Origin of the sequence: Paenirhodobacter sp. (assembly GCF_041916475.1) — a bacterium.
Lineage (GTDB): Bacteria > Pseudomonadota > Alphaproteobacteria > Rhodobacterales > Rhodobacteraceae > Rhodobacter.
This window is the reverse complement of the sequence record NZ_JAYRZN010000002.1, coordinates 1-23,065: the sequence shown is the minus strand read 5'-3', so window position 1 is coordinate 23,065 and position 23,065 is coordinate 1. Positions and strand designations below refer to the sequence as shown.

Sequence of the window (23,065 nt, the reverse complement as noted above, 5' to 3'; positions counted from 1 at the left end):
AGGCCCGACGATGACGACACGGCTCACCCGCCGCGCAGCCATGATCACCGCCGCCGGCACATTGGCGGCCCCCGCCCTGATGCCGCAGATGGCCGCCGCCACCGAAAGACCGATGCCCCCCGCGATCCCGCTTTACCGGCGCATGCGCCTTGGCGATTTCACCGTGACGACGCTGCTCACCGCGGCGCAGCCGATGGACAACCCGCAGGGCACCTTCGGCATGAACGCGCGCCCCGAGGACTTCGCCGCCCTATCGGCCGCGCATTTCATCCCGGCCGACCGCGGCATGAGCTTCCATGTGCCGACGCTGGTGGACACCGGTTCGGAGGTGATCCTGTTCGACACCGGGATCAATCCGGGCGCGATCACCGCCGCGCTCGCCGCCGCGGGGCATGCGCCGGAGGATGTGAGCCTCGTGGTCATCACCCATATGCATGGCGACCATATCGGCGGGCTCCACGGCGACGGGCCCACCTTCACGAAGGCGCGCTAGGTCACCGGGCAGGCGGAATTCGACCATTGGAACGCCTCGGGCAACGAGACCTTCGCCGCCAAGGTGAAGCCGCTGGCCGCTGAGTTCGGGCTGATCGGCGATGGAGACAGCCCGGCCCCCGGCATCACCGCGATGCTGGCGCCCGGCCATACCCCGGGGCACATGACCTATCTGCTGGAAAGCGGCGGGCGGCGGCTGATGCTCACCGCCGATACCGCGAACCATTATGTCTGGTCGCTGGGCCAGCCAGACTGGGAAGTGCGCTTCGACATGGACAAGGCCCTGGCCGCCGAGACCCGCCGCCGCATCCTGGGCCAGATCGCCGAACAGAAGATCCCGTTCATCGGCTATCACATGCCCTTCCCCGGCGTGGGCTTCCTGCAGGCCGAAGGGCCCGGGTACCGCTTCGTGCCGGCGAGCTATCAGCTGGACCTGTGAGCGGTTCCTCTTGGCAGGAGGTCAGGATTGCTGACATGATCGGTGCATCTTCCCCTGCTGACGGTGCCCGCCCATGGCTGCGATCCTGACCATCACGCTCAACCCGACGGTCGATCTGTCGATCTCGGCCGATCATGTGCTGCCCGAGCGGAAGCTGCGCTGCTCGCGCCCGGATACGGACCCGGGCGGCGGCGGGCTGAACGTGAGCCGCGCGATCGCGGCGCTTGGCGGGCATTCCACCGCCTTCGTGGCGCTCGGCGGGCCGACGGGCGACAAGGTGATGCATCTGCTCTCCGAACAGGGGATCGGGCTGTGCCCCTTCCCCGCCCCAGGCGAGACCCGCCAAAGCCTGACGGTGACCGATGCCGCGACCGGCGCGCAATACCGCTTCGTGATGCCCGGGCCGGAATGGGGGTCGCGCGACGTGGCCCGCGTGATCGACCGGATCGCGCGCGCCGCGCCCGAGGACGGGATCGTGGTGCTCTCGGGCAGCCAGCCGCCGGGCGTGCCCGAAGATTTCCCCGCCCGCCTGGCCACCCGGCTGGCGCGCACCCGGGCGCGGTTCTTCCTCGATACCTCCGGCCCCGCGCTGCACCGGCTGATGACGGCGGGGGCGAAGCCTGCCGATGTGCTGCGGATGGACGATCTGGAGGCCGAAGAGCTGGCGGCCCGCCCCCTGCCCGGCCGCACCGATACCGCCGATTTCGCTCAGGGGCTGGTGCGGCGCGGCATTGCGCATGCGGTGATCGTGGCGCGCGGCGCGGATGGCAATGTGCTGGCCACGGCGGAGGGCCGCTGGGTGGCGCAGGCGGTGCCGCCGCAGGTTGTCTCGAAGGTCGGCGCGGGGGACAGTTTCGTTGCGGCCTTCACGCTCGCGCGGGCGAAGGGGCTGAGCCAGCCGGAGGCGCTCCGCTGGGGCTCTGCGGCGGCTGCGGCGGCGGTGATGACGCCCGCCACAGGGCTGTGCCTGCGGCCGGATTTCCGGGCGATGCTGAAGGGCTGCGCCCTTACCGCGCTCTGATCCGGCGCGCAGATGATCCGGCATCAAATTGATTTAATTTATAAAAACCTCAGACCGTCGGGTTAACACATTCCGAACCGCATGCGTATTTTCTGGCGCCACTGTTTCAGTAGCGGCATCAGAAACTGTATTCAGTGCTTCGATCTTCCCTCATTCTGACTCTCATTGCCTCTTTCGGCGTTTCGGGCTGCGCCACCCTCACCAACGACGAAAACGTGCCCGTCGCGCTGTCGTTCAGCTCGGGCGATTCGGGCTCCTGCGCGCTGCGCAACAAGCGGCAGGCGCAATCGGCCAATATCCCCGGCGCGGTTCAGGTCCGCCGCTCCGACGACGCGCTGCAATATGATTGCCAGACCGCGCGCGGCAAGGAGGCCACCGGCGCCATCCCGAGCACCATGGGCGGCAAGATCGTCGCAAGTGCGGTGTTTCTGGATTTCGGCATGGTCGATGCGATCACCGACAAGCACCGCGAATATCCGGCGAGCTACGTCATCCCCGTCACGAAGTGACCCGGCCTCCGGCGGCGCAGGGCCGCCGCCGGATCAGGCGCCCGAGGTATCGCGCCAGCGGTTCACCATCGGGTAGCGCCTGTCGAGCCAGAACGCGCGGCGCGTGAGCCGCGGGCCGGGCGCGGCCTGGAACCGCTTCCATTCGGAAATATAGAGCAGGTGCTCCACCCGCTTCACCGTGGCGCGCTCGTGCCCCGCCGCCACGATCTCGGCCACAGACTGATCGCCCTCCACCAGCCGCTCGAGGATATCGTCCAGCACGTCATAGGGCGGCAGGCTGTCCTGGTCCTTCTGGTTGTCGCGCAGCTCCGCGCTCGGCGGCTTGTCGATGATCGCAGGCGGGATCACCTCCCCCGCCGGGCCCTTCATCCAGGGCCGATGATGGCTGTTGCGCCAGCGGCAGGTCTCGAACACGCGGGTCTTGTACAGGTCCTTGATCGGATTGTAGCCGCCGTTCATATCGCCATAGATCGTGCAGTAGCCGACCGCCATTTCGGATTTGTTGCCGGTGGTCAGCAGCATGCCCCCGAACTTGTTCGACAGGGCCATCAGCATCACCCCGCGCAGGCGGGACTGGATGTTTTCTTCGGTGATGTCGGGGGTGGTGCCCGCGAGCAGATGATCGAGCGCGCCCGCGACCGCATGGCGGCTGCCCTCGATCTCTACCGTATCGAGCCGCGCGCCCAGCCGCCGGGCAAGCTCCGCCGCATCGTCGAGCGAGCCCTGCGAGGTATAGCGCGAGGGCAGCATCACGCAATGCACGTTCTCGGCCCCGATCGCATCGGCCGCCAGCACCGCCACCAGCGCGGAATCGATCCCGCCGGACAGGCCCAGCACCACCTTGGAGAACCCGGATTTCGCGAGATAATCATGGAGCCCCATGACCATGGCGCGGTAATCCTGCTCCCAGGCATCGGGCTGCTCGGCGAAGGGGCCCGGCAGCGCGCGCCAGCCCTCGGGCCCGCGCGCGAAATCGATATGCGCGATCACCTCGTCGAAGGCCGGCAGCTGCGCGACCATCTCGCCATGCGGATTGAGAACGAAGCTCGCCCCGTCGAACAGCTGGTCGTCCTGCCCGCCGACGGCATTCAGATAGACCAGCGGCAGCCCCGTCTCCACCACCCGCGCGATGGTGACGTTGAGCCGGGTCTCCATCTTGCCGCGGAAATAGGGCGAGCCATTCGGCACCAGCAGGATCTCCGCCCCGGTTTCGGCCAGCGTTTCCGAGACCTCCGGGTGCCAGCTGTCCTCGCACACCGGCGTGCCGATGCGCAGCGGCCCGATCCGGTAGGGGCCGGAAATCGGGCCGGAATCGAAAATCCGGTATTCGTCGAACACGTCCTCATGCGGCAGGTCGTGCTTCAGGATCCGCGCCGCGACCTTGCCCTCGTGCAGCACCCACCAGGCGTTGTAATGCCCGGTCTCGTCCCAATAGGGCCCGCCGATGCCGAGCGCGGGGCCATCCACGATCTGCGCCGCCAGCGCCTCCATTGCCGCCATTGCATCCGCCACGAAAGCGGGCTTCAGCACCAAGTCCTGGGTCTGATAGCCGGTGAGGAACATCTCGGGCAGCGCCACCATCGCCGCCCCGGCCGCGCGCCCGGCCTGCCAGGCCTCCAGCGCCTTGGCCGCATTGGCGGCAAGCGCGCCCACGGTCGGGTTCAGCTGCGCGAGGGTGAGGCGGAAAGTGTCGGCCATGCGGAGGAGGTCCCTGTAACTGCGCCCCCGGTTTAGCGGCTGATCCCCGCCAAGGAAAGCCGCCCCGCGCGCATTCCCCGCCGGAGGGCGGCTTGTGCCCGCGCGGCAGGCGCACTAGTCTGGCGCCGGACGGACAGGGGGAAGCATGCAGGCGGCACGGATCCTCGGCCTCGCGCTCGTGCTCGCCGCGGGCGCGGCTTCGGCGCAAGAGGTCATCACCAAGCAATACGAGGACGGCGGCGTCTACGAAGGCACCTTCAAGGACGGCAAGCAGCATGGCGAGGGCATCTATCGGCTGCCCTCGGGCTATGAATACGAAGGCCAGTGGGTCGCGGGAGAGATCCTCGGCCAGGGCCGGGCGAAATTCCCCAATGGCTCGGTCTATATCGGCCATTTCGCGCGCGGCAAGCCCGATGGCCAGGGCCGGATCACCTTCGCCGATGGCGGCACCTACGAGGGCCAGTGGCAGGCGGGCGAGATCACCGGCGAAGGTGTGGCGCACTATGCCAATGGCACCAGCTACAGCGGCCATTTCAGCAATGCCCTGCACGACGGGCGCGGTGTGCTCACCGGCGCCGATGGCTACCGCTACGAGGGCGACTGGGTGAAGGGTGTGAAGGAGGGTCAGGGCCGGATCACCTATGCCGATGGCTCCGTCTATGAGGGGGGCATGGCCGCGGGCCAGCGCGCGGGCCAGGGCCGGCTCACGCTCGCCAATGGCACCGTCTATGAGGGCGCCTGGGCCGGCGGCCAGATGAACGGCACCGGCAAGCTCGTGCAGCCCAACGGCGACACCTACGAAGGCCAGATGGCGGGCGGCAAGCGCGAGAGCCAGGGCCGCGTCAGCTATGCCAACGGCGACGTTTACGAGGGCGGCTTCGTGGCCGACCGGCGTCAGGGCAAGGGCCAGTTCCGCGGCACCGACGGCTACCTGTATGAGGGCGAGTGGACCGAGGGCCGGATCGAGGGCCAGGGCCGCGTGACCTATCCGGATGGCTCCGTCTATGAGGGCAGCTTCCGAAACGACCAGCCCGATGGCCGCGGCCGGATCACCTATCGCGACGGGTCGAGCTATGAGGGCGACTGGGTTGCGGGCGTGATCGAGGGCCAGGGCATCGCGCGCTATGCCAACGGGCTGGTCTATGAGGGCGGCTTCAAGGCTGCGCGCAATGCGGGCAAGGGCCGGATGACCTACCCCGACGGCTATGTCTATGAGGGCGACTGGGTCGATGGCCAGCGCGAGGGCCAGGGCCGCGCCACCTATGCCGATGGCACCGTCTACGAGGGCGGCTTCATCGGCGGCAAGCGTGAGGGGCACGGCCTGCTGAGCATGCCCGACGGCTTCCGCTACGAGGGCAGCTGGCGCGCGGGCGAGATCGACGGCACCGGCACCGCCACCTATGCGAATGGCGATGTCTATGAGGGCACCTTCGTCATGGGCAAGCGTCAGGGCCAGGGCACGATGCGCTACAGAAGCGGCACCGTGGCCGCGGGGAACTGGACGAACGACACACTCGACACCAGCGCCCCTCCGCAGCAATGAGCCCGAATCGGCGCGGCGCTTCGCGCTCCGCCCGAAGCACTGGCAATCGCGCCGGAATTTTCCGCTTTTCAATTCCGGGATCGCAGGGCATAGTCCGACCCATGACACGGACGCTGAACAATCTGACGCATCTGACCGGGGCTTCGGCCGTCGGCCCGTCCGTCCGTGGTCTCCTTCTTCTTAGCAGCCTCTGAGCGTGCCTTCGGGCGCGACCGCTCAGGGGTATCCAGCGCCCGGACCGCACCGAAGCCCACGCGACCGCTGGCCTTCGGACCCACGCACAGCTAGGAACACCCCGCGAGGAGACCTGACCCATGACCGACAACCGCGTCCTGATTTTCGACACCACCCTGCGTGACGGCGAGCAATCGCCCGGCGCCACCATGACCCATGACGAGAAGCTGGAGATTGCCCAGCTGCTCGATGAAATGGGGGTGGACATCATCGAGGCGGGCTTCCCGATCGCCTCCGAAGGCGATTTCGAGGCGGTCTCCGAAATTGCCCGCCGCTCGAAGAATTCGGTGATCTGTGGCCTGAGCCGGGCCAATTACAAGGATATCGACCGCTGCTGGGAGGCGGTGAAGCACGCCGCGAAGCCGCGCATCCACACCTTCATCGGCACCTCGCCGAGCCACCGCGGCATCACCAACCTCGATCAGGACCAGATGATCGAGCGCATCCATGACACCGTGACCCATGCCCGCAACCTGTGCGCGGATGTGCAATGGTCGGCGATGGATGCGATCCGGACCGAGCGCGACTATCTGTGCCGGGTGGTGGAGGCCGCGATCAAGGCCGGCGCCAGCACCATCAACATCCCCGACACCGTGGGCTACACCCTGCCGCAGGAAAGCGCGGACATCATCCGCATGCTGCTGGAAAAGGTGCCGGGCGCCGATCAGGTGATCTTCGCCACGCATTGCCACAACGACCTGGGCATGGCGACGGCGAACTCGCTGGCGGCGGTTTCGGCGGGCGCGCGGCAGATCGAGTGCACGATCAACGGGCTGGGCGAACGGGCGGGCAACACCGCGCTGGAAGAAGTGGTGATGGCGATCAAGGTGCGGCGCGACCTGATGCCCTACACCACCGCGATCGACACCACCAAGATCATGAACCTGTCGCGCCGGGTGAGCCAGGTTTCGGGCTTCCCGGTGCAGTTCAACAAGGCGGTGGTCGGCAAGAACGCCTTCTTGCATGAATCGGGCATCCACCAGGACGGCGTACTGAAGAACGTCGAGACCTTCGAGATCATGCGCCCCGCCGATATCGGCCTGAACGAGACCAACATCGCGATGGGTAAGCATTCGGGCCGCGCGGCGCTGCGCTCGAAGCTGGCCGATCTGGGCTTCGATCTGGCGGAGAACCAGCTGAACGACGTCTTCGTGCGGTTCAAGGCGCTGGCCGACCGCAAGAAGGAGATCTACGACGAGGATCTGGTCGCGCTGATGTCGGATTCCACGGCGAACACCGAGAACGACTATCTGCAGGTGAAATGGCTGCGCGTGGTTTGTGGATCGGACGGGCAGGAAGCCGAGCTGAAGATGACGGTGGATGGCACCGAGAAATCCGCCCGCGTGCCGGGCGACGGGCCGGTCGATGCCTGCTTCAAGGCGGTGAAGGCGATCTATCCGACCAATGCGCGGCTGAAGGTCTATCAGGTGCAGGCGGTGACGCAGGGCACCGATGCGCAGGCCACGGTGAGCGTGCGGCTGGAGGAGGACGGGCGCATCGTCACCGGCTCCGCCGCCGATACCGATACGATCCTGGCGAGCGTGAAGGCATATGTCGGCGCGCTGAACCGGCTGCGGGTACGCAGCCAGAAGACCGCGCCCGATGCCGATATGAAGACGGTGAGCTACAAGGTCTGAGCGCCCTCGGCGCAGCTTCTCCAGGGCGCCGGTTTCCGGCGCCCTTTTTCATGGCAACGGCGCGAGAACCGCACGATTTCGTGACAGGTTGTATAAGTGAAATTATTGCTGGATAAGATGCAGGAGCGAGAAGGCTAATATTGTAAAAGTGATAGCAGTACACTCCCCCCCCGCGGAATGCCGCTGAGCCCGCGCGGGCCTGCGGGAAATCGCCTTTCGCCGCGCGGAGCCTTTGCCTATATGGGCGCAAAGCCGCTCTCGGGGCGAGTCGCGGCACAGGGCAAGCGGGATTCGGACATATGGGACTTGGCGGGATCTTCTCCTCGGACATGGCGATCGACCTCGGGACGGCGAACACGCTCGTCTATATGAAGGGCAAGGGCATCGTCCTGAACGAACCTTCGGTCGTCGCCTATCATGTCAAGGACGGCAAGAAACAGGTGCTCGCCGTGGGCGAGGATGCGAAGCTGATGCTCGGCCGCACCCCGGGTAGCATCGAGGCGATCCGTCCGATGCGTGAGGGCGTCATCGCGGATTTCGACAGCGCCGAGGAGATGATCAAGCATTTCATCCGCAAGGTGCACAGGCGCTCCACCCTCTCGAAGCCCAAGATCATCGTCTGCGTGCCCCATGGCGCCACCCCGGTGGAGAAGCGCGCGATCCGGCAATCGGTGCTCTCGGCGGGCGCGCGCCGCGCCGGCCTGATCGCGGAGCCGATCGCGGCGGCGATCGGTGCGGGGATGCCGATCACCGACCCCACCGGCTCGATGGTCGTCGATATCGGCGGCGGCACCACCGAGGTCGCGGTGCTGAGCCTCGGTGACATCGTCTATGCGCGCTCGGTCCGCGTCGGCGGCGACCGTATGGACGAGGCGATCATCAGCTATCTGCGCCGCAACCAGAACCTGCTGGTGGGCGAAGCCACGGCGGAGCGCATCAAGACCACGATCGGCACCGCGCGCATGCCCGACGACGGCCGCGGCGCGAGCCTGATGGTACGCGGGCGCGACCTGCTGAACGGCGTGCCGAAGGAAGTGGAGATCACCCAGGCGCAGATCGCCGAGGCGCTGAGCGAGCCGGTGCAGCAGATCTGCGACGCCGTGATGCAGGCGCTGGAAGCGACCCCGCCCGATCTCGCGGCCGATATCGTCGACCGGGGCGTGATGCTCACCGGTGGCGGCGCGCTGCTGGGCGAGCTGGACCTGAGCCTGCGCGAGCAGACCGGCCTGTCGATCTCGATCGCGGATCAGACGCTGAATTGCGTTGCCCTCGGCACCGGCAAGGCGCTGGAATACGAGAAGCAACTGCGCCACGTGATCGATTACGACAGCTGAGGCCCATGGCCAGAGACCGCGACGAGGACTACGCAGGCCCGCTGCGCCGGATCGCGATTGCGATCCTGGCGCTGGCTCTGGCTGCGACCTTCCTCGTCTGGCGCATCGACAGCCCGCGGGTGGAGCGGTTCCGCTCCGCCTTCGTGGACCGTTTCGTGCCGACCTTCGACTGGGCTATGGTGCCGGTGACGAAGGTGCTGGGCATGGTGGAGAACTTCCAGTCCTACGCCCGGATCTATGAACAGAACCAGGAACTGCGCCGCGAATTGCAGCAGATGCGCGCCTGGAAGGAAGCCGCCGTACAGCTGGAGCAGCAGAACGCCAAGCTGCTCGCGCAGAACCAGGTGCGGCTGGATCCGAAGCTCACGTCGGTCTCGGGCGTCGTCCTGGCCGATAGCGGCTCGCCGTTCCGGCAATCCGTGCTGCTCAATGTTGGCTCCCGCGACGGGATTGTTGATGGTTGGGCAACGATGGACGGACTCGGCCTTGTTGGCCGCATCTCCGGCGTTGGCAATTCGACCAGCCGCGTCGTGCTGCTCACCGATACCTCCAGCCGAATCCCGGTCACGATCCAGCCCTCCGGTCAGAGGGCGATCCTGTCGGGCGACAACACCCCCTTCCCGGCGGTGGATTTCCTCGAGAACCCCGATCAGGTCCGCCCCGGCGACCGCGTGGTGAGCTCGGGCGATGGCGGCGTGTTCCCGGCGGGGCTTCTGGTCGGGCAGGTGATGCAGGGTCAGGACCGGCGGCTCAGGGTGCGGCTCGCGGCCGATTATGGGCGGCTCGATTTCCTGCGCGTGCTGCGCTCGCATCCGGCCGAGCAGCTACATGACGCAGGCCCCCTGATCCCGCCGCCGACGGCGCCGGGCCCGGGCGGCAGCAATGGTTGATCCGGTCGCCTCGCGCAGGCTGGGCCATATGGCGCTGTTCGCGGCGATCGCGGCGGTGACGACCTTCCTGCGCCTTCTGCCGATCAGCCCGGTCAGCCACGGCATTCCGGGGCCGGACCTGATGCTGGCCTTCACCTTCGCCTGGCTGCTGCGGCGCCCCGATTATGTGCCCGCGCTGCTGATCGTGGCGATCTTCCTGTTCGAGGACCTGATCTACTGGCGCCCGCTCGGCCTTGTGCCGCTGATTGTGCTGGGTGGCACCGAATTCCTGCGCAGCCGGGTCAATCCGGCGCGCAGTCTGTCCTTGCCGGCGGAAATTCTCATCGTCGCGGCGGCGATGCTGGTGATGCTGCTGACGACCCGGCTGGTGCTGGCGCTGTTCATGGTGGATCAGCCCGCGCTCGGGCTGGAACTGCTGCGTTATCTGATGACGCTTGTCGCCTATCCCTTCGTCGTGGCACTTTCGGCGATGGCCTTCGGGCTGCGCCGGCCGGTGCCGGGGGGCGATGCGTCCTATGGGCGCAGGCTGTAAGGGGTGCGGGCATGAAGAAGTCGCAAAAGGACGTTCAGGCCAGCCGCTCCGCGATCACCCGGCGCGGGCTGATGCTGGGCGTGGCGCAGGCGGCGGTGATTTCGGTCATCGGCCTGAGGATGCGCAAGATGCAGCTGGAGCATGCCGACGACTACCGGCTGCTGGCTGATGGCAATTCGATCAAGATCCGGCTGATCCCGCCCGCGCGCGGGCTGATCTATGACCGCAACGGCGTACTGATCGCGGGCAACGAGCAGAACTACCGCGTCACCATCACCCGCGAGGATGCGGGCGACGTGGAAAAGGTGCTGACCGACCTGCGCCGCCTGATCCCGCTGAGCGATGCGCAGGCCGAGGATGTGCTCACCGAGATCCGCCGCCAGCCGCCGCATGCCCCGGTTCAGGTCGCTGACCGGCTGAGCTGGGAGGAATTTTCGCGCGTGGCGGTGAATACCCCCGCCCTGCCCGGCGTCTCGCCCGATGCGGGCCTCTCGCGGATCTATCCGCGGGGCTATGATTTCGCCCATGTGCTGGGCTATGTCGGCGCGGTCTCGGATTACGACCTGAAGAAGATCGAGGATCCGGACCCGCTGTTGCGGATCCCGAAATTCCAGATCGGCAAGACCGGGGTCGAGGCAAAGCTCGAGGACGATCTGCGCGGCAAGGCCGGGCAGCGGCGGATCGAGGTCAATGCCATGGGCCGCGAGATGCGCGAGATCGACCGGCGCGAGGGTGAGCCCGGGGTCACGCTGCAGCTGACGGTGGATTACCGGCTGCAGAATTTCGTGCACGAGCGGCTGAAGGGCGAATCCGCCGCTGCGGTAGTGATGGATGTGACCAATGGCGACATTCTGGCCATCGCCTCGGATCCGTCCTTCGACCCGAACGTGTTCGTGCGCGGGATCAGCTCGGCCGAATACAAGGCGCTGATGGAGAACGACCACCGCCCTCTGGCCGACAAATCCGTGCAGGGCCTGTATCCGCCGGGCTCGACCTTCAAGGTGGTGACGGCGCTGGCCGCGCTGGATGCGGGCGTCGTGGGCGCCGATGATACCGTCTATTGCCCGGGCTATTATGAAATGGGCGGGCGCAAGTTCCACTGCTGGAAGCATTCCGGCCACGGGCGCGTGAATGTCTCGCAGGCGCTCGAGCAATCCTGCGACGTGTATTTCTACGAGGTCGCGCAGCGCGTCGGCATCGACAAGATCGGCGAGATGGCCAAGCGCATGGGCGTGGGCGTGCGCCACGACCTGCCGATGTCGGCGGTGGCCGAAGGCGTGGCACCATCCAAGGCCTGGAAGAAAGAGCGCTACGACAAGGAATGGCGGATCGGCGATACGATCAACGCCTCCATCGGCCAGGGCTATGTGCTGGCCTCGCCGCTGCATCTCGCGGTGATGACGGCACGGCTCGCTTCCGGGCGCGCGGTGGAGCCCCGGCTCGTGCGCTCGCGCAACGGGGTGGAGGTGCCGCCGGCCCCGGCCCCGGCGCTCGGCCTGCGCGAAAGCTGGCTCGACAATGTGCGCCGCGGCATGATCATGGTGATGAACGGCAACCGCGGCACTGCGGCCAAATCGCGCATCGCGCTGGCGGAATGGAAGATGGCGGGCAAGACCGGCACCAGCCAGGTGCGCAATATTTCCACCGCCGAGCGCGCCCGCGGCGTGCTGCGCAACGAACAGCTGCCCTGGAACCGGCGCGACCATGCGCTGTTCGTCTGCTATGCGCCGGCGGACAACCCGAAATATGCGGTCAGCCTGATCGTGGAGCATGGCGGCGGCGGCTCCACCGCGGCGGCGCCGATGGCGCGCGACATCCTGCTGTTTGCGCTTGCGGGCGGGCTGCCGCCGCTGGAGGCCTATCCTTCGGGCCAGCGCGACGAGGTACAGAGCCGGTTCGACAGCATGAAGCTGGTCGACCCCAATGCCCCGGGCGGCACAAGGACGCGGGCCTGAGCGATGAGCTATCTGGAAAACAACCTGAAGACGGTTCCGACCGGGCTGCGCAAGGTCCTGTATCTGAACTATCCGCTGATGATCCTGCTGACGGCGGTGAGCTGCACCGGGTTCCTGATGCTCTATTCGGTCGCGGGCGGCGATGTGAGCCGCTGGGCCGAGCCGCAGATGGAGCGCTTCGCAGCCGGGATGCTGCTGATGGTGGTGATCGGCTTCACGCCGATCTGGTTCTGGCGCAACATTTCGGGCGTGGCCTATGCGGTGGCGCTGCTGTTGCTGCTGGCGGTGGAGCTGGTGGGTGAAATCGGCATGGGCGCGCAGCGCTGGCTCGACCTCGGGCCGCTGCGGCTGCAGCCCTCGGAGCTGATGAAAATCGCGCTGGTGATGCTGCTTGCGGCCTATTACGACTGGCTGCCGGTGGAGAAGGTCTCGCGCCCGCTCTGGGTCCTGCTCCCGGTGACGCTGATCCTGATGCCGACCTTCCTCGTGCTCACGCAGCCAGACCTCGGCACGGCGGTGATGCTGGTGCTGGGCGGCGGCTTCGTCATGTTCGCGGCCGGGGTCAGCCTGTGGTATTTCGGCACGGTGATCGCGCTGATCGTGGCCCTCGTGTTCGGGGTGTTGGAGAGCCGGGGCACCGACTGGCAGCTCCTGCACGATTATCAGTTCCGCCGGATCGATACCTTCCTCGACCCGACCCAGGATCCGCTCGGCGCGGGCTACAACATCATGCAGGCGCAGATCGCGCTCGGCTCGGGCGGCTATTCGGGGCGCGGCTACATGCAGGGCACGCAATCGCGGCTGAACTTCCTGCCCGAGAAGCACACCGATTTCATCTTCACCACGTTGGCCGAGGAATTCGGCTTCGTCGGCGCCTTCGGCCTCCTGATGCTCTATGCCGGCATCATCGCCTTCTCGCTGCAGGCGGCGCTGGTGAACAAGGACCGCTTTTCCAGCCTGCTGACGATGGGGGTGGCGGGGACGTTCTTCTTCTTCTTCGCGATCAACATGTGCATGGTGATGGGGCTGATGCCGGTGGTGGGGGTGCCCCTGCCGCTGGTGAGTTATGGAGGAACCCAGATGATGATCCTGCTGAGCGCCTTCGGCCTCGTGCAGAGCGCGAACGTGCACAGGCCGCGCTGATGCTCACGGTTTTGTATGCCGGAGAGGCCGGAGAATGGGGCGAATATGCGCCCGCGCTCACGCAGGCGCTGGATGCGGCGGGGGTTAAGGCGCGGCTGGTCCTGCCCGGCGCGGCGGCGCCCGAGAGCGTGGATTACATCGTCTATGCCCCCACCGGGCCGCTGAGCGATTTTGCGCCCTACAGCCGCGCGAAGGCGGTGCTGAGCCTCTGGGCCGGGGTGGAGCGCGTGGTGGGCAACCAGACCCTGACCCAGCCGCTGTGCCGGATGGTCGATGAGGGGCTGGAGCGCGGCATGGTCGAATGGGTGACCGGCCATGTGCTGGCGCAGCACCTGCGGCTGGATTTCTGGCGCGGCGCGCAGGATGGCCAGTGGCGCAACGATCAGGCGGCCCCCCTCGCGGCGGAGCGGCAGGTGACGGTGCTGGGCCTCGGCGTGCTGGGCGCGGCCTGCGCGGGCACGCTCGCAGGGCTCGGGTTTCGCGTCACCGGCTGGAGCCGCAGCCCGCGCGCGCTTGCGGGCATCACCTGCCTGAGCGGGCCGGAGGGGCTGCAGGCGGCGCTGCGCGGGGCGGAAATCCTCGTGCTGATCCTGCCCAACACGCCCGAGACCGAGAACCTGCTCAATGCCGAAACCATCGCCCTGCTTCCGAAGGGCGCCGTGGTGCTGAACCCGGGGCGCGGCACCCTGATCGACGAGGCGGCGCTGCTGGCGGCGCTGGATGCGGGGGCGCTCGGCCATGCGGTGCTTGATGTGTTCCGCCAGGAGCCCCTGCCCGCCGCGCATCCGTTCTGGGCGCATCCGCAAGTAACAGTCACCCCGCATATCGCGGCGGCCACGCGGCCGTCCTCGGCCGCGCGCGTGGTGGCCGAGAACATCCGCCGCGGCGAGGCGGGCGCGCCATTCCTGCATCTGGTGGACCGCGCGCGCGGCTACTGAGCGCCCGGGCTGCGGGCGCCCCGCCCGCACGCAGCCCCCGGAGCAATAATCGGCTATCCGGCGGCGGCCCTCGTGGCCTCTACCGCGCGCTGCCAGCGGGCATATTTCTGTGCGCGCAGCGCGGGCGCCATATGCGGCGTGAAGCGGCGCTCCAGCGCCCAGCCGCGGCCGAACGCCTCGGGCGGTGCGCAGATCCCGGCGCGCAGCCCCGCGAGATAGGCCGCCCCGAGCGCGGTCGTTTCCGTCACCTTCGGCCTGTCCACCGGCGCGCCCAGGATGTCGGCCAGGAACTGCATCGTCCAGTCGCTCGCCGCCATGCCGCCATCGACGCGCAGCACGCCCGCCTCCCGCGCGCCCCAATCGGCATGCATCGCCTCCAGCAGGTCCCGGGTCTGATAGCCCACGCTTTCCAAAGCCGCGCGGGCAAATTCCGCAGGCCCCGAATTCCGCGTGAGCCCGAACACCGCGCCCCGGCAGTCCGGCCGCCAGTAGGGCGCGCCAAGGCCGGTGAAGGCGGGGACCATGACCACCTCCTGCAGCGGATCCGCGGCCTCGGCCAGCGGCTGCGTCTCCGGCGCGGTGCGGATCAGCTTCAGCCCGTCGCGCAGCCATTGCACCACCGCCCCCGCGATGAAGATCGAGCCTTCGAGCGCATAGGTCGTGCGCCCCTCCAGCCGGTAGGCGATCGTGCTCAGCAGCCGGTGGCTGGAGGGCACCCGGTCCGCCCCGGTGTTCAGCAGCGCGAAGCAGCCGGTGCCATAGGTGGCCTTCATCATCCCGGGCGCGAAGCAGGCCTGCCCGACCGTCGCCGCCTGCTGATCCCCGGCGACGCCGAGGATCGGGATTTCGCGGCCGAACAGGTCGGCCCGGGTCATGCCGAAATCGGCCGCGCAATCCTTCACCTCGGGCAGGAGCTGCATCGGGATATCGAGCAGCGCGCACAGCTCCGCGTCCCAGGCATTGGCGCCGATGTCGAAGAGCATGGTGCGCGCGGCATTGGTGGCATCGGTCGCATGGACGCGCCCGCCGGTCAGGTTCCAGATCAGCCAGCTGTCGACGGTGCCGAAGGCCAGCTCGCCGCGCCGCGCCCGGGCGCGGGCATCGGGGATCCGGTCCAGCAGCCAGGCGAGCTTCGTGCCCGAGAAATACGGGTCCAGCAGCAGCCCGGTGCGGCGCTGCACCAGCTCCGCATGGCCCGCCGCGCGCAGCTCGGCGCAGCGCTCCGCGGTGCGCCGGTCCTGCCAGACGATGGCGTTATACAGTGGCTGGCCGGTTGCCCGGTCCCACAGGAGCGTGGTTTCGCGCTGATTGGTGATGCCGATCGCGGCCACATCGGCGGGGCGCAGGCCCGCGCGTTCGATCGCGGCGCGGGCGGTGGCGGCGGCCGAGGCCCAGAGGTCGGCCGGGTCGTGCTCGACCCAGCCCGGCTGCGGATAGTGCTGCGGGAATTCCTGCTGGGCCGAGGCGACCGGGCGGAGCGCAGCATCGAAGAGGATGCTGCGGGTCGAGGTGGTTCCCTGGTCGATGGCAAGGATATGGGGCATCGCGTCTTCCTGTCATGAGAACGGGCGGCCCGATCCCGCAGGGATGGGCTGAATCAAAGCCTGTCGGGCGGGCGCGGGGTCTCCTCAGGCCCGCGCGGGCCTCCTCCGGGGCCGAGCCTCTGCGCCCCGGCGCCCGAGGTCAAGAGATAGGCGTCAAGCGCCGCCACCTGCGCGGGATCGAGATGCAGCCCGAGCTTCGTGCGCCGCCACAGGATATCGGCCGCGCTCCGGGCGAATTCATGCGCGACCAGCCAATTCACCTCCGCCCCGGTGAGGGTCGCGCCGAAATCCGGGCCGAGGTCCTCAAAGCTGCGCGCGGCGCCAAGAAGCGCCAGCGCCTCGGTGCCATAGGTCCGCACCAGCCGCGCGGCATGGGCGGCGGAGAGATAGGGATGCGCGGCCCGGATCCGCCCGGTGAGCGCAGCCACGCCATCGACCGGGAAATCCCCGCCCGGAAGCGGCACCCGCGCCGTCCAGGCCGCGCCCGCCTGCGGGAAGAACGGCGCGAGCTTCTCCAGCGCATGTTCGGCCAGCCGCCGGTAAGTGGTGATCTTGCCGCCGAAGATATTGAGCACCGGCGCGCCCGCCGCATCCACCCGCAGCACATAATCGCGCGTGGCGGCGGTGGCGGAGCTTGCGCCATCGTCATAGAGCGGGCGCACGCCGGAATAGGTCCAGACCACATCGCCGGGCCGCACCGGGCGGGTGAAATAGCGGCTGGCGAAGGCGCAAAGGTAGTCGCGCTCCTCCTCGGTGCAGCGGGCCTCTTCGGGAGTGCCGTGGTGGTCCTTGTCGGTGGTGCCGATCAGGGTGAAATCCTGCTCATAGGGGATGGCGAAGATGATCCGCCCATCGGTGCCCTGGAAGAAATAGCAGCGGTCGTGGTCGTAAAGCTTCGGCACCACGATATGGCTGCCGCGCACGAGGCGCACGCCCTCGCGGGTCTCGAGATGGACGACATCGTGGATCACTGCGCCGATCCAGGGCCCCGCCGCATTCACCAGCGCGCGGGCCTGATGGCGCGCTGCGCCCTGCGGGCCCTCGGTGGCGATCTCCCACAGATCGCCCACGCGCCGCGCCGAGACGACACGGGTCTGCGTCAGGATCCGCGCGCCACGCGCCTCGGCATCGCGCGCATTCAGCACCACGAGTCGCGAATCCTGCACCCAGCAATCCGAATATTCCCAGGCGCGGCGGAAGCCCGGGCGCAAGGGTTGGCCGGCCGGATCGCGGCTCAGGTCCAGCCGCCGGGTGCCCGGCAGGATCCTGCGCCCGCCCAGGTGATCGTAGAGGAACAGCCCGAGCCGGATCAGCCAGGCCGGGCGGCGCCCCTTCATCCAGGGCATCACCGCCGACAGCAGCCGCGAGGTGGGCGTGTCGTTCTCGAAGCGCATCTGCGGCGAATAGGGCAGCACGAAGCGCATTGGCCAGCTGATATGGGGCATGGCGCAGAGCAGGGTCTCGCGCTCCTCGAGCGCCTCGCGCACGAGGTGGAACTCGAAATATTCGAGATAGCGCAGCCCGCCATGGAAGAGCTTCGTCGAGGCGGAAGAGGTGCCCTGCGCAAGATCCCCCTGCTCCGCCAGCGTCACGGAAAGCCCGCGCCCGGCCGCATCGCGCGCAATGCCGCAGCCGTTGATGCCGCCGCCGATCACGAAGAGATCCGCTACCGCCTGTGTCATCGCCGCCTCCGCCAGATATGCCCTATGCTCCTTATAGCGCGTTTTTGCGCGATACCGAACAATTTCGCGCACAATTCGCGCGAAGCCATTGCGAACGGGTGCGAAGCCCATAGACTGGGCCAAAATGGAGGAACCATGCCGCTGAACATGCGCCAGAGCGCGATCATGGAGCTCGCACGGGCAGAGGGGCAGGTCCGGGTGGAGGATCTGGCGGCGCGGTTCGACGTGACGCTGCAGACGATTCGGCGCGACCTGACGGACATGGCCGAGGCCGGGCTGCTGGAGCGGGTGCATGGCGGCGCGGTGCCGCGCGCAGGCGTGGTGAACCTGGGCTACGAGGCGCGCCGGCGCATGAATGCCGAGGCCAAGGCCGCCATCGGCGCGGCCTGCGCGGCGGCGATCCCCGACAATTCCAGCCTGATCCTGAACATCGGCACCACGACCGAGGCCGTCGCCCGCGCGCTGCTCGGGCACAAGAACATCATGGTGGTGACGAACAACATGAATGTGGCCAATATCCTGCTGGCCAATCCGGGCTGCGAGATCATGGTGGCGGGCGGCGGGCTGCGCCGGCAGGACGGGGGCCTGGTGGGGGAGCTGACGACGCAGTTCTTCGAACAGTTCAAGGTGGATTACGCGGTGATCGGCACCTCGGCGCTGGATCAGGAGGGCGACCTGCTGGATTTCGACCTCGCGGAAGTCCGGGTCAGCCGGGCGATCCTGCGCCAGGCGCGGCAGGCCTTCGTGGTGAGCGATCACAGCAAGATCGGCCGCCCGGCCCCGGCGCGGATCGCGAGCCTGTCGGAGGTGGACCGGCTGTTCACCGACGCGCCCCTGCCCGCAGACCTCGCGCGGCGCTGCACGGAGTGGCACACGGCGGTCACGCTCTGCCCGCCACGCAGCTAGCCACTTGCCCGGGCGCCGCTTTGCGCCTAGCACAGGCGCATGACCGGACCACGCTACACCCCGCTCGTAGAGACCCTGCCCGCCACTGTGCCCTTCGTCGGGCCGGAGGCGCAGGAGCGCCGCATGGGGCACCCTTTCACCGCCCGCCTCGGCGCCAATGAGAACGGCTTCGGCCCCTCCCCGAAAGCCATTGCCGCCATGGCCGCGGCGGCCGGGACGGCCTGGATGTATGGCGATCCGGAGAACCACGACCTGAAGCAGGCGCTGGCCGCCCATCACGGCTGCCGCCCGGAAAATATCGTCGTCGGCGAAGGGATCGACGGGCTTCTGGGCTATCTGGTGCGTATGCTGGTGGCTGAAGGCGATGCCGTCGTCACCTCGCTCGGCGCCTATCCCACGTTCAATTTCCATGTGTCGGGCTTCGGCGGCGTGCTGCACCGGGTGCCCTACAAGAACGACCACGAAGACCCGGAGGCGCTGATCGCGCTGGCGCGGCAGGTCGGGCCGAAGCTGATCTATATTGCCAATCCGGACAACCCGATGGGCAGCGCCCATCCCGGCGCCGAGATCGCGCGGATGGTTGCGCAGGTGCCGCAGGGCAGCCTGCTGGTGCTGGACGAGGCCTATGTGGAGCTTGCGCCCGAAGGCACCGAGGCGCCTCTGGACCCGGATGATGCCCGCGTGATCCGGATGCGGACGTTTTCCAAGGCGCATGGCATGGCGGGCGCCCGCGTCGGCTATGCGATCGGGGCGGCGCCGCTGATCGCGGCCTTCGACAAGGTGCGCAACCATTTCGGCATGAGCCGCATCGGCCAGGCCGGCGCGCTCGCGGCACTCGGCGACACCACCTGGGCCGCCTATATGCGCCGCCTGATCGCCGCCTCGCGCGACCGGATCGCCGCCATCGCCCGGGAAAACGGGCTGGCACCGCTGCCCTCGGCCACGAATTTCGTCGCGATCGACTGCGGCGCCGATGGCGCCTTCGCGCGCCGGGTGCTGGAGGAGCTGGCCGCGGCCGGCATTTTCGTGCGCATGCCGGGGGTCGCGCCACAAGACCGCTGCATCCGCGTATCCTGCGGCCCGGAGCCGGAGATGGCCGCCTTCGCCGCAGCCCTCCCGGGCGCCCTCGCCCGGGCCCGCTGAAGCACACGCCGCGTCACGTTTCTCTCTCCGTCTGGTGATTTGCACGGCCGCGGTTTCTGCCGCAGGCTGCGGGCGAAGGCCTTGGATCAGAACGGACTGGAAAGATGACCGGACGAGATATGCTGCGCTGCGCGGTCGTGCTTGCCTCTCTGGGGGCCGCGCTGCCGGCGCTGGCGCAGGATGCGGCCCATAGCGGGCATGACATGAGCAAGATGTCGACCGAGGCCTCCACCGCGGATGCCGCGCCCTCCACCCAGGGCTACATCGCGGTGAACAAGGAAATGCATGCCGGGATGGAAATCCCCTACACCGGCGATGCCGATGTGGATTTCGTCCGCGGCATGATCGCCCACCACGAGGGCGCGATCGGCATGGCGAAAGTCGTGCTGGATTACGGCTCGGATCCGGATGTGCGCAAGCTGGCACAGGACATCATCACCGCGCAGCAGGGCGAGATCGCCTGGATGAAGGATTAGCTTGCGCAGCACGAGCCCAAGTAGAGATACCTCCGGGGATCCATCCCCCATCCCGGAGGAGCACGGGCGGCGCGGGTCTATCCCTCCCCGCGCCGCCCGCGCCCGGATGTCAGGCCCCGGCGCAGATGGCCGTGGCCGCGGCCAGCGCGCCCGCGCCATGCGGCACCTGCAGCGCCTGCAGCCCCGCCTCCATCACCGCGAGCACACCCAGCGTCATATGCGCGTTCACATGGCCCATATGGGCGACGCGCAGGAAATCGTCGGCCTCCGGCGTGCCGGGTTCGGCCATGCCGAGCCCGATGCCGAGGGTCACGCCCGCCTCGCGCTCGCACCAGCTGCGCAACCGGGTGGCCACGCCGCCGCCCAGCCGCGCCGCGGTGACCGAATGGCCGCGCTGCGCGGGATCTGCGATGTTCAGGCGGATATCGCCGCCCTGCCCCCAGGCATCGAACGCCACCCAGACCATGCGCGCGAGCGTCTCGTGCCGGGCCCAGGCGTGCTCCAGCCCCTCCTCGTCCAGCAGCATCTTCAGCGCCTCAGCCAGACCGAAGATATGGTGCGTGGGCGCGGTGCCTGCAAAATATTCGTAGTAGAACTGCGGGAAGGCGCGCGGCGTCCAGTCCCAATAGGGGGTGCGCAGATCGGCGCTGGCGCAGCGCGCACGCGCCTTTTCCGAGAACCACAGGAAGCCGACGCCCGGCGGCACCATCAGCCCCTTCTGGCTGGCGGCGACCATGATATCCACGCCCCAGTCATCGAAGCGGAACGGGTCGCAGCCGAGCGAGGCGATGCAATCGACCGCCAAGAGCGCCGGATGACCCGCGGCATCGATCGCCTGGCGCACCGCCGCCACATCGTTCAGAACCCCCGTCGCGGTATCGACATGCGTCAGCAGGACGACCTTGATCCGCCCCGCGGGATCGGCGCGCAGCGCGGCCTCCACACGGCCCGGATCCACCGGTGTGCGCAGGCCGAAGTCGATCATATCGACCTCCACACCCATCGCGCGCGCGTGCTGCGCCCAGCCCAGCCCGAAGCGCCCCGTGACCAGCGACAGCGCCCTGTCGCCGCGCGAGAACAGGTTGGCGATCGCCGCCTCCCAGATGCCGTGGCCGTTGCTGATATAGAAGGCGACGTTCTGCTGCATGAGCGCGACGCGGCGCAGCCCGTCGATCACGCCTTCGGTCATCGCGACGATATCGCCTTCGTAGATATTCGGTGCCGGGCGGTGCATCGCCGCCAGCACCCGGTCGGGCATGGCCGAGGGCCCGGGAATGGCAAGATAGGGGCGGCCCTGCGCGAGGCTCATCATCTGCTCCTGAGGCTGATTGCGGGATTGGGTTACTGAACCCTGCCGCGCCGGTCAACGGGCGGGCTGTACCCGACACAAATCACGCAGGGCCCGCCGCTGCGGCGGCTGCGGCCGGTCTGATGCCAAAGCGGCGATGCGCGGCGGGAGAAGCGAGCCCCGCGCGGCGGATCCGGAGGCCGTGCCTTTCGGGCATTTCGGGGCGGTCGCGCCGGTATCTCTGCGCCATGGGCGGCTGGCGCAGCTTTGCCAGGCGGGCGCAGGGGGCTCATACTGTTTTCACTTCCCCGATCGCCGGACCAGCCGACCGCGGCAGGGGAAACCTAAGCCATTTCCCGGTCCGGCGGGGCCAGTGCTGGCGCCGCCTGTATGGAGCCAGTACGGGCCAGGGTAGCGACAGTGTTGGCCCATGAGGCCTTTCCAGCCGGAGCATGGCAGCGCCGCACCAGCGGCCCGTTCTTGCCGCGCAGGCCGGTTCGCGCTAAGTCCCGTGTTCCGAAACCAGGTGGAGGGTGTCGTGGCCAGCAACTCGGATCCCTACGGATCGCACCGGCTGTTTGCCCGGATGTGGCGCAGCTACCTGGTCCAGCACTGGCCGAAGATGCTGGTGGCCATCGCGCTCATGGTGGTGGAGGGCTCGACCCTCGGCGCGCTCAGCTGGATGCTGGAGCCGCTGTTCGACAAGGTGTTCGTGGAAGGCCGCGCGGGCATGATCTGGGGCGCGGGCGGGGCGATCTTCGGGCTGTTCCTGCTGCGCGCGCTCACATCGGTGGGCTCGCGCACGATGCTGTCGAACATCTCGCAAAGCTCGTCCTCGCAGATGCAGGTGGACCTCGTGCGCCACATGCTGACCCTCGATCAGAGCTATTTCATGGAGAACTCCCCCGGCGCCCTGATCGAGCGGGTGCAGGGCGATACCCAGGCCGTACAGGGCGTGTGGCAGGTGTTCATCACCGGCGCCGGGCGCGATGCCATCGCCCTCGTGTCGCTCTTCGCCGTGGCGGTCTCGATCGACTGGCGCTGGACGCTGGCCGCGCTGGTGGGGGCGCCGCTCCTGATTGCGCCGACGGCGATGGCGCAGAAATACATCCGCCGCAAGACCGGCCAGATGCGCGCGCAGGCCGGCGCCCGGGCCACGCGGCTCGACGAAGTGTTCCACGGTATCGCGGCGGTGAAGCTGAACCGGCTGGAGGACTATCAGATCGGCCGTTTCGCGCTCCTGGTGGAGCGGATCCGGCGCGCGATGATCAAGATGGCGCTCACGCAATCCATGATCCCGGCGCTGATCGACGTGGTCACCGGCTTCGGCTTCTTTGCGGTGCTGGTGCTCGGCGGGCACGAGATCGCCGAGGGGCAGCGTACCGTGGGCGAGTTCATGTCGTTCTTCACGGCGATGGCGCTGGCGTTCCAGCCGCTGCGGCGGCTGGGGGGCCTCGCGGGCACCTGGCAATCGGCGGCGGCGAGCCTAGAGCGGATCTACCGCGTGTTCGACATCCGCCCGAAGATCCACGATCCGGTCCCGGCGCTGCCGCGGCCGCAGCAGATGGATGTGCGGCTCGATGACGTCTATCTGAACTATGGCGCCAAGGAGGTGCTGCGCGGGCTCAGCTTCATCGCCGAGGCCGGGCAGACAACCGCGC

Annotated in this window: 18 protein-coding genes and 1 pseudogene; 15 read left to right on the top strand and 4 right to left on the bottom strand. The window is 68.1% G+C overall.

From position 1 onward, the window contains the following. The first annotated feature begins 10 nt into the window (after positions 1-10). From ACOMG5_RS01015 to ACOMG5_RS01005, 3 genes and pseudogenes are all read left to right on the top strand, one after another. Positions 11-931 (top strand): annotated as a pseudogene (locus ACOMG5_RS01015) (MBL fold metallo-hydrolase). Between the two features lie 73 nt (positions 932-1,004). Then, on the top strand, positions 1,005-1,952 hold the full coding sequence (locus ACOMG5_RS01010) for a 1-phosphofructokinase family hexose kinase (RefSeq protein WP_420341911.1): 948 nt from the start codon (positions 1,005-1,007) through the stop codon (positions 1,950-1,952). A 134-nt stretch (positions 1,953-2,086) separates the two neighbouring features. Next, positions 2,087-2,461, top strand: a complete 375-nt coding sequence (locus ACOMG5_RS01005; protein WP_420341910.1) for a hypothetical protein — start codon at positions 2,087-2,089, stop codon at positions 2,459-2,461. A gap of 33 nt (positions 2,462-2,494) precedes the next feature. On the opposite strand, the gene ACOMG5_RS01000 is transcribed toward ACOMG5_RS01005, so the two are convergent. Next, positions 2,495-4,159 carry an NAD+ synthase gene (locus ACOMG5_RS01000; protein ID WP_420341909.1) on the bottom strand — a complete coding sequence of 555 codons (1,665 nt, stop codon included), beginning with the start codon at positions 4,157-4,159 and terminating at the stop codon, positions 2,495-2,497. A 145-nt stretch (positions 4,160-4,304) separates the two neighbouring features. Between ACOMG5_RS01000 and ACOMG5_RS00995 the strand changes: the two genes are divergently transcribed. The 8 genes from ACOMG5_RS00995 to ACOMG5_RS00960 all read left to right on the top strand — a co-directional run bounded on the left by ACOMG5_RS00995 (position 4,305) and on the right by ACOMG5_RS00960 (position 14,365). After that, entirely contained in the window at positions 4,305-5,702 is a 1,398-nt protein-coding gene (locus tag ACOMG5_RS00995; protein WP_420341908.1) for an MORN repeat-containing protein, read from the top strand. Positions 5,703-6,016: 314 nt separating this feature from the next. Beyond that, positions 6,017-7,573 (top strand): 2-isopropylmalate synthase, encoded by a 1,557-nt coding sequence (locus tag ACOMG5_RS00990; RefSeq protein WP_420341907.1) that lies wholly within the window; start codon positions 6,017-6,019, stop codon positions 7,571-7,573. A 299-nt stretch (positions 7,574-7,872) separates the two neighbouring features. Continuing rightward, entirely contained in the window at positions 7,873-8,907 is a 1,035-nt protein-coding gene (locus ACOMG5_RS00985; protein ID WP_420341906.1) for a rod shape-determining protein, read from the top strand. A 5-nt stretch (positions 8,908-8,912) separates the two neighbouring features. Beyond that, positions 8,913-9,797: a rod shape-determining protein MreC gene (gene mreC, locus ACOMG5_RS00980; RefSeq protein WP_420341905.1), complete on the top strand. Its 885-nt coding sequence runs from the start codon at positions 8,913-8,915 to the stop codon at positions 9,795-9,797. Beyond that, positions 9,790-10,329 (top strand): rod shape-determining protein MreD, encoded by a 540-nt coding sequence (locus tag ACOMG5_RS00975; RefSeq protein ID WP_420341904.1) that lies wholly within the window; start codon positions 9,790-9,792, stop codon positions 10,327-10,329. Before mreC ends, ACOMG5_RS00975 begins: the two co-directional genes overlap by 8 nt. Before the next feature lie 11 nt (positions 10,330-10,340). Then, complete coding sequence (mrdA, locus tag ACOMG5_RS00970; protein ID WP_420341903.1) at positions 10,341-12,284, top strand: penicillin-binding protein 2; 1,944 nt, start codon at positions 10,341-10,343, stop codon at positions 12,282-12,284. A 3-nt stretch (positions 12,285-12,287) separates the two neighbouring features. Beyond that, the gene (rodA, locus tag ACOMG5_RS00965; RefSeq protein ID WP_420341902.1) at positions 12,288-13,427 is read left to right on the top strand and encodes a rod shape-determining protein RodA; all 1,140 of its coding nucleotides are present in this window, start codon (positions 12,288-12,290) and stop codon (positions 13,425-13,427) included. Beyond that, positions 13,427-14,365, top strand: a complete 939-nt coding sequence (locus ACOMG5_RS00960; RefSeq protein WP_420341901.1) for a 2-hydroxyacid dehydrogenase — start codon at positions 13,427-13,429, stop codon at positions 14,363-14,365. Before rodA ends, ACOMG5_RS00960 begins: the two co-directional genes overlap by 1 nt. Positions 14,366-14,418: 53 nt before the next feature. Here the strand turns inward: ACOMG5_RS00960 and glpK are convergent, their stop codons facing one another. Next, entirely contained in the window at positions 14,419-15,909 is a 1,491-nt protein-coding gene (glpK, locus tag ACOMG5_RS00955; protein WP_420341900.1) for a glycerol kinase GlpK, read from the bottom strand. 53 nt (positions 15,910-15,962) lie between these two features. Continuing rightward, positions 15,963-17,591 (bottom strand): glycerol-3-phosphate dehydrogenase, encoded by a 1,629-nt coding sequence (glpD, locus tag ACOMG5_RS00950; protein ID WP_420341899.1) that lies wholly within the window; start codon positions 17,589-17,591, stop codon positions 15,963-15,965. 135 nt (positions 17,592-17,726) lie between these two features. On the opposite strand from glpD, the gene ACOMG5_RS00945 reads away from it, so the two are divergent. The 3 genes from ACOMG5_RS00945 (at position 17,727) to ACOMG5_RS00935 (ending at position 20,116) form a co-directional block, all read left to right on the top strand. After that, complete coding sequence (locus ACOMG5_RS00945) at positions 17,727-18,497, top strand: DeoR/GlpR family DNA-binding transcription regulator (RefSeq protein WP_420341898.1); 771 nt, start codon at positions 17,727-17,729, stop codon at positions 18,495-18,497. A gap of 39 nt (positions 18,498-18,536) precedes the next feature. After that, complete coding sequence (locus ACOMG5_RS00940) at positions 18,537-19,640, top strand: pyridoxal phosphate-dependent aminotransferase (protein WP_420341897.1); 1,104 nt, start codon at positions 18,537-18,539, stop codon at positions 19,638-19,640. A 104-nt stretch (positions 19,641-19,744) separates the two neighbouring features. Further along, positions 19,745-20,116 carry a DUF305 domain-containing protein gene (locus ACOMG5_RS00935; protein WP_420341896.1) on the top strand — a complete coding sequence of 124 codons (372 nt, stop codon included), beginning with the start codon at positions 19,745-19,747 and terminating at the stop codon, positions 20,114-20,116. 109 nt (positions 20,117-20,225) lie between these two features. Here the strand turns inward: ACOMG5_RS00935 and ACOMG5_RS00930 are convergent, their stop codons facing one another. After that, entirely contained in the window at positions 20,226-21,425 is a 1,200-nt protein-coding gene (locus ACOMG5_RS00930; protein ID WP_420341895.1) for a pyridoxal-phosphate-dependent aminotransferase family protein, read from the bottom strand. Positions 21,426-21,990: 565 nt separating this feature from the next. Between ACOMG5_RS00930 and ACOMG5_RS00925 the strand changes: the two genes are divergently transcribed. Continuing rightward, positions 21,991-23,065, top strand: a 1,075-nt coding sequence (locus tag ACOMG5_RS00925; protein WP_420342063.1) for an ABC transporter transmembrane domain-containing protein, incomplete at its 3' end; no start/stop codon positions are given.